At 60.5% G+C, this 7,036-nt stretch carries 6 protein-coding genes; 3 read left to right on the top strand and 3 right to left on the bottom strand.

Translation table 11 applies throughout. The features are described from left to right. From NEZ08_RS09990 to NEZ08_RS09980, 3 genes are all read right to left on the bottom strand, one after another. The coding region (locus tag NEZ08_RS09990; protein WP_298106454.1) for a biotin/lipoyl-binding protein at positions 1 to 930 on the bottom strand (930 nt) is incomplete at its 3' end. A 1-nt stretch (position 931) separates the two neighbouring features. Beyond that, positions 932 to 2,641 carry a type I secretion system permease/ATPase gene (locus tag NEZ08_RS09985; protein ID WP_298106455.1) on the bottom strand — a complete coding sequence of 570 codons (1,710 nt, stop codon included), beginning with the start codon at positions 2,639 to 2,641 and terminating at the stop codon, positions 932 to 934. A gap of 70 nt (positions 2,642 to 2,711) precedes the next feature. After that, positions 2,712 to 2,936 (bottom strand): hypothetical protein, encoded by a 225-nt coding sequence (locus NEZ08_RS09980; protein ID WP_298106453.1) that lies wholly within the window; start codon positions 2,934 to 2,936, stop codon positions 2,712 to 2,714. Between the two features lie 538 nt (positions 2,937 to 3,474). On the opposite strand from NEZ08_RS09980, the gene NEZ08_RS09975 reads away from it, so the two are divergent. The 3 genes from NEZ08_RS09975 to NEZ08_RS09965 all read left to right on the top strand — a co-directional run. Next, positions 3,475 to 5,286: an ethylbenzene dehydrogenase-related protein gene (locus NEZ08_RS09975; RefSeq protein ID WP_298106452.1), complete on the top strand. Its 1,812-nt coding sequence runs from the start codon at positions 3,475 to 3,477 to the stop codon at positions 5,284 to 5,286. Continuing rightward, positions 5,286 to 6,320 carry a 2Fe-2S iron-sulfur cluster-binding protein gene (locus NEZ08_RS09970; protein WP_298106451.1) on the top strand — a complete coding sequence of 345 codons (1,035 nt, stop codon included), beginning with the start codon at positions 5,286 to 5,288 and terminating at the stop codon, positions 6,318 to 6,320. The genes NEZ08_RS09975 and NEZ08_RS09970 overlap by 1 nt, the downstream gene beginning before the upstream one ends. Positions 6,321 to 6,838: 518 nt before the next feature. Next, positions 6,839 to 7,036: hypothetical protein (locus NEZ08_RS09965; protein WP_298106450.1), on the top strand; the 198-nt coding region annotated here is incomplete at its 3' end.

Here is a 7,036-nt window from a genome sequence, read left to right as displayed (position 1 = left end):
CACCTCGTCGAGCTGCTTGCTTACCATCTGCAGACCGGCTCGTGCCTGCGTGGCGTCCAGCCGCAACAGGAGCTTGCCGGTCTGTACCCGGCTGCCGTCATGCACGTCGATTTCGGCGACGACGCCTCCGGTCGGATGCTGGATGTTCTTGACATTGGATTGCACGACAAGATTGCCGGGCACGACGACGGCTCCTGCGAGAGGCACGAATGCGGCCCAACCTCCCCCGAGGACTGCGGCAGTGAATAGAACCCGAAGGCCGATACGCAGCTCGTGCTCGAACGCCCATTGCACGCCCGTCTGCAGGCCAAGCAGCTTGACGTCAGGAGGAGGCGCACCGCCGCGATCGAGAATAAAGTCGGCGCCCAGCATCAGACCGTTTCGGCACTTGACGATCAGTTCCGCAACCGCCGTGTTGACGGTGGTCTGGCGGGTAGCTGACGCAACGACAGCGTCGCCCTCGCCAATTCGCGACGGGCGTGAATCCTCGGATACGGGCATGGCTGGCCCGGTCCTGTCTAAATCCATAAGGACGGGATCGCGCGGAAACAAAGGCGGGCTCTGCCGATAGGCCGGAGGCATGACCGGCTCGACCCGGGAATTGCTGCCGTCCTCCTCCCGGACTGGAGCCCCAATGCCGAACGGTCTCAGGCAAACATCGATGGCCAGCTTGATTTTGCTCTTGTTGGGTCTCGGACCGCGCGCTTTCTGTTGGCGTTTGCGCCGGTCTTGACGTTTCTGCGTGTCACTGCGCGCGGCCGGGCGAGCCGGCTGCCGGCTGTCATTGCGTTCACCGTCGAGCGCCTGCCGTAATCGCTGTAACTCAAGAATCAGCGCTTCGCCTTGTGGCCCTATGTCGTCGGCGTAGGGCTCTCCGCTCCAGTTACGCGCAGTTTCGTCGGGGCGTCGATGGTCCTCGGTGTAGCGCATGCTAGACGTGCTCGGCGACAGCGGCGTAATGCGGTGCGGGGCTGGGTTTGGGGCGCGCCTGGCTTCTCGGCGCGCCCTGCATCTTGGATGCGCCGACGCGAGCAAATATCTCCTGGCACGAACCGAAGGCGATCGATCTTCCTTGGTAAAGCACGAGTGCCATGTCCAGCGCGGCAATCACACTGGGGCGATGCGAAATCACGATCACGATGCTCTTGCTTTTGCGCAGGATCAAAATGGCGCGGCCCAAAGCGATCTCGCCGTCTGTATCGAGATTCGCGTTGGGCTCGTCGAGCACGACCAGAAATGGATCGCCATAGACGGCCCGCGCGAGTCCGATTCTCTGTCGCTGGCCCGCCGACAGCGCCAGGCCGCCCTGACCGATTTGGGTCGAATAGCCATTCGGCAGGCGCAGGATGAGATCGTGAACACCCGCGATCTGTGCCGCCTTGATGATCGCCTCGGATGTCGCGCCCTGATCGAAGCGGCAGATGTTTTCGGCGACCGTGCCGTCGAACAAAGCGACATCCTGGGGCAAATAGCCGATGTGACGTCCGAGATCCGTGCTTCGCCATTGATCGATTGCTGCGCCATCGAGTCGAACGGTGCCGGACTTGGCCGGCCAGATTCCGACCAGCGCTTTGGAAAGCGACGTCTTGCCGGATGCGCTGGCCCCTAGCAAGGCCAGGCCCGCACCCGCCTTGAGCGAAAAACTGACGCTCGTGACGATTGTCGTGTCGGTCGCGGGCGCCGCGACGGTAAGCTGCTGGACGGCTAGTTCGCGGCAGGGACGCGCCAAGTCCAAGGCAGGTACGGGAAGTCTTGCCGTCATCTTGCAAACCTCCCGCAGCCGCGCGATGCCCTGGCGAGCGGCCGCAAGCTGCTTCCAGCTCGACAACGCGACCTCGACGGGCGCCAACGCCCGCCCCATCATGATGGAGGAGGCAATCATGATGCCGCCGGAAGCCCTGTCGGAGACCACCAAATAGGCGCCGACCCCCAGCATGGTGGACTGCAAGACGTAGCGCAGCACCTTGGCACCCGAGCCCAGATTGGCGAACAAATCCGCGGCCCGCATATTTTCCTGAAGACAGAGCTCATTCGATTGCGACCAACGTGCCTTGAATCGATCCGTCATCCCGAGCGCGCGGATGACTTCGGCATTGCGCTGGATCGCGTCGACGAGGACCTGCCGCTGTGCGCTGGACTCCGTTGCGGCCTTGGCCGCCCCACGTGACAGGCGTTCGGTCAGAACCGTCATGGCCACGATCGAGATGGTCCCTGCCAGCGCAGTCATGCCGATTAACGGATGGAACAGAAACAGCGCCAGCAGAAAGATCGGAATCCAGGGCATGTCGAGTATCGCCGTCGGTCCCATACTCGACATGAAGGCGCGGACCTGCTCGAGATCACGCGATGGCTGTTGCATCGCAGCCGGTTTCGCGCCGCGAAGCGGCAACGTCACGAGTGCATCGTGGACCGCTTCCTGAAGGCCGACATCAAAAAGCGTTGCGACCCGGCACAGCATCCTTGCGCGGAGCGCCTCGAAATATCCCTGCACCAGATAGGCGAGCAGCACTATCAGCGAGAGACCCAACAGTGTTGCAAGATTGCGGCTCGGAATCACCCGGTCATAGACCTGCAGCATATAAAGAGAGCCGGACAGCATCAGCAAATTTATCACGCCGCTGAATACCGCGACACCGGTCATGCGGCGCGCACTCTCGCGCATCGCACGCGAGACTGGATCATCCGCCGCAGTAATCAGAATGTTACGCAGGTCAAACCGCGAAGACGTCCATCGATCTTGCATGGCGTTCCCCCCATTTCATCTTCTCGCCGAGCCGACCGTTTGTTGGCAGCGGATGCTGTCCATTTTCCGGCAGCAATTGGACCGACGACCATTCTGCTGCGGCATTCTGACGACGCCAGACGAGCGAAAAGCTGGACGAAGAAGCGAATTCAATAAGCACGATGTGCAGTTGACCAACTTTTACGGCCGACAAAGATCCATTCTCTGCTGCGCGCGAGCACGCACCGGGTGACGGCACGCCTCATCGCAGTCATAGAATCGTCAGCCTATCACCTTGCTTCGACAGCAACTGGCCCTTGTCTCGGCCGAATGACGCCACGAACCTGAATAAATCATTGCCGCGGGTCGATAGCGTCGGTCAGGTTCTTTGAAGCTGGCGACGAAAGGTACAGCAGGGGAGAAGCAACATGGACCAGCTGGCATCCAGCAAGAATTCACCGGGTAGTCCGAGGACCGAGAGCTGACAACGAACCGCGCGCAGAAATCGTTCAAGTTTGCCGGACGGGGCTGTCTGAACGAAGACGATCCTGCGCATCGATGAAAGGAGACGATTTGTTCGCCGACCGGCGATCTGCTTGTGGGGAATGTTTGAGTATGCGTCACCAGGATATTGCACAGTCGCGATCGGAGATATTCGATCGAGAGTCGCATTGCGGCTTCGGCCAGCACGTAAACGACAAGCACCGAGCGGAACTCAAAGCTCGCCGCGTCCATGAATTGGGAGCGTGCGGGTGAGAGAACGCAAGACTGATTACGGCACGATCCTTTTGCATTGGATTCTTGTCGGAGCGACAGGAGTCGCGTTCGTCAGCGGCCTGCGTATCGCTACGGAAGCACCGCATCGAACTTGGATCAACTTGTTCGATGCGTTGCTGCCGCGGGCGAACGTCTGGACGATGCACATCGAAGCCGCCGTGCTGCTGACCGCGATTGCGATCGCTTATGTGGTCTATATGAGCCGGTCCGGATTGAGCCGCCGCGTTCAGCTGGACAAGGTTCGTCTGCGGGCCTTGTTTGGTCGAAAGCGCGGCCGGCTCGGCGCCTTCAACGTTTTGCTTATCTGGCTGTTCTTCCTCGCGATGACCGTCCTGATCGTCAGCGGTGGTCTTCTCTATTTCGGTGTGCTCGCGGACCATGGCGTAGCAAGCGCACATTGGTGGGCAAGCTGGGCCATTCCGGCCTTTACCGGCCTGCATATCCTTTTTCAGGCCATGATCGGCGGCACATCGCAGCTTCTCCGCATTGTTCGTCCCGCGCGCTTGCCGGCTCCGCCGCCCCGTCTCGATGCGGCGGAACTGCTAACATTGCTCGTCGAACAATCCGGACAGCCGGCGCGGCCATCCCGGCGGCGTCCGCAGGCGAGGGCGCAACCCAGCAGCACCCCAAGGCAAAGAGACGTCACACTGCAGTCGAGCCCTTTCATCGTTGCATCGGCCGTTGCGGTTCTCGGTACCTCGGTGCTGCTTGCGACCGATTTTCTGGCCGTTGACAGCTTGCGCATCCACCGGATCTCCAGCACGGAGGCTCCCATTCTCGACGGCGATACGTCCGATCCGGTCTGGCGCAACATCTCTCCCTTCTCTGTCATGACGAATGAGGGTGAGAATTTCGACGGCAAAGGTGAGACCAGGATCAATATTCGCGCGGTGCACAACGGAACCTGGGCGTATTTCCTGTTCACGTGGGAGGATCCGACGCGGTCGCTGAAGCAGCTGCCGCTCATCAAGCGAGCTGACGGCTGGCATCTGCTTCATGATGGCTACGATCGGGGGGAGGAGCATGCCTTCAATGAAGACAAGTTCGCCGTCTTGTTTACGACTCTGAACGCAACGCTCGCCGGCGACAAAACCTTCCATGCCGGTCCGCAGCCTGTCGCCGATGCGCCGGCCACCATGACGGGAAGAGGACTGCATTACACGCCGGCCGAACGGATCTACGTGGATGTGTGGCAATGGAAGGCCACGAGCGGCGGTCCCAGCGGCTGGATGGACGATGATCATTTCGGTCCACCGCTCAGGCCGACGTCGATGCAGATGAACAATGCCGTGCCCTATAGAGGTGGATTCGAGCCGGACCCCGGCACTGCAAATTACTCCAACAATTTCGACGTGCCTTCAAACACGGCGGACGTCCATCAAACGATTAAGCCTCGTCGATTGCCGAAGGATCTGGAGGCCATGGCCGCGGCGATGGGCTCTGTCAATCTCGATCCGGAGATCGGCGAAAGCGACGGCGCGCGCTGGTATATGACGGAGGGCGAATCCGTGCCGTACGCGACCGAACTGGACCGTCAAATTCCCGCGGGAACGGTCATCCCGGGAGTCGTCATATCGGGAAAGTTCTCAGGCGACCGCGCCGACGTGCGATGTGCGGCGCGATGGGCCTCCGGCCACTGGTCGCTCGAGGTCGCGCGTCGCCTCGATACACACAGTCAGTTTGACGTGCCGATCAAGAGCGGCGTCTTCATGCGTGTGGCGGCGTTCGACCACAGCCAGATAGGGCACACGCGACATGTCCGGCCCATTCGTATTGAGGTGGAGTAATGGCAAAGATCTGCAAGGTAACCTTGAACAACGAGACGTTTCTCGCCAATTGCGGAGATCTTCTGCTCGACGGCGCACTGACGAGTGGTGTCGAGCTGCCCTACGACTGCCGCAGCGGCGTTTGCGGGTCGTGTCGGGTGCGTCTGGTGGATGGAAAAGTGTTCGGCGGCACCGATGAGAGCAGCGACATGGTTTATGCCTGCCAGGCGCGGATCGTCTCCGATCTTCAAATTGTCGCCGAGCCGACACCCGATCCGGTTTCAACGGCGGCGCGTGTGGCCGAACTGGTGCGGCTCGCCCCCGACGTCGTCGGCGTCGGCCTTGAGCTCCAGCGTCGGTTTCGGCATTTGCCGGGCCAATATTGCAAGCTGCAGTTTCGAGGCTTTCCGGCGCGGTGCTATAGCCCGACCTATCCGCTCGAGGGCGCCCCGAACAATCGGCGGCTGCATTTCCATATCAGGCGCCTGCCGCATGGTGCTGTATCATCGGCGATCGGAAACGGGATTCGTGTTGGTCACCGCGTCAGGTTGTCGGGGCCTTTCGGCAGCGCGTTTCACAGGCGCGATCATCGCGGTCGCATGATCCTCGTCGCCAGTGGGACCGGGTTTGCGCCGATGTGGGCGATCGCCGCCGCAGCCATCGCCGAGCGGCCGCAGCGAGAACTCGCATTCGTCGTTTCCACACGAAAGCTCCAGTCGTTCTACATGCATGGCGCCTTGTGCCGCCTGGCGCGCTTTCCAAACGTCACCATCGTTCCTGTCGTATCCGAGCCGCAGAGCGTCTCGTACGCTATTCGAAGCGGCCGGCCGACAGATTACCTGCCGGCGCTGTCGCCGGACGACCTCGTCTATACCGCTGGTGCGCCCGGCATGACCGAACTGGTGGCACAGATTGCCAAGGCCGCAGGCGCCAGATGCTACACAGACCCTTTCTCGCCCAACGAGGATGGCCGCGAACCTTCCGGCTTGTTGACTCGCTTGATGGGGTGGTTGGACGACTACCGAAGAAGTCCCGAAACCCTGCGGGCTGCCTAGGACAAGGCGCGCTCGCCAGCGCAGCCGTCCAGCTTCGCAGATGGAGGAGGAGGCGGCCCTTGCCTGAAAGTTCAGAGCTAGCGGGCCACCTCAGGAATTCAGTTGCCGCCCGCAAAGGGGCGCATCTCTTCCCGAGAGCTCGCATAGCGAGCGTCTTCAAGGACGTCTTCTTGTGAACCGCTCAACGGAGCCGCCGGTTGGAAGTTCCGGCCGCAGCAGACAGGGCGGAAGAATCGCGTGGGTTGCGGCCCTTCCCAAATGTCTAAATCTTCTTGCGATTGGCATACAGTATTTCGTGGTATACTTTATTCCTGATTGTTGCTCAAAAGACACAATGTTTCTGGCGTTGCGGAAAAACGCCGCGAACGCCATATCTATATGAAATTTATAAGATTTTTCTAGTAACGTCGATGTGTTCATTTCGCACTTGCGAGGAGTTTCGGGTTCCAGCCCTCCGTTGACGGTATGAAAGGACCGCGCCACGCTTCCTCAACTTTTTTTTAAGAGGGGGCGAGACGATGCGAAAATACGTTTTGGGGGCGACTTTAGTAGCGGTCGGCGTGGGGTTTCAGGCCTTGCCCGCTTCGGCCGACAAGCTCGACGACGTGCTGGCGCGGCTTGATAAAATCGAGAAAAGAGACGCAGCGCTGGCCAACGAAAATGCGGCCTTGAGGAAGCAGCTCAAGAAGCGTGATGATGCTGCCATCAAGAACGCT

Origin of the sequence: Bradyrhizobium sp. (genome assembly GCF_027451485.1) — a bacterium.
Lineage (GTDB): Bacteria > Pseudomonadota > Alphaproteobacteria > Rhizobiales > Xanthobacteraceae > Bradyrhizobium.
The sequence above is the reverse complement of the archived record's forward strand: the minus strand, read 5'-3'. Positions and strand labels throughout refer to the sequence as shown.

Bases quoted from the DNA above. Each gene is read 5' to 3' on its own strand.
- NEZ08_RS09985 (WP_298106455.1), bottom strand. From the start codon at position 2,641: ATGACCGGTGTCGCGGTATTCAGCGGCGTGATAAATTTGCTGATGCTG.
- NEZ08_RS09970 (WP_298106451.1), top strand. From the start codon at position 5,286: ATGGCAAAGATCTGCAAGGTAACCTTGAACAACGAGACGTTTCTCGCC.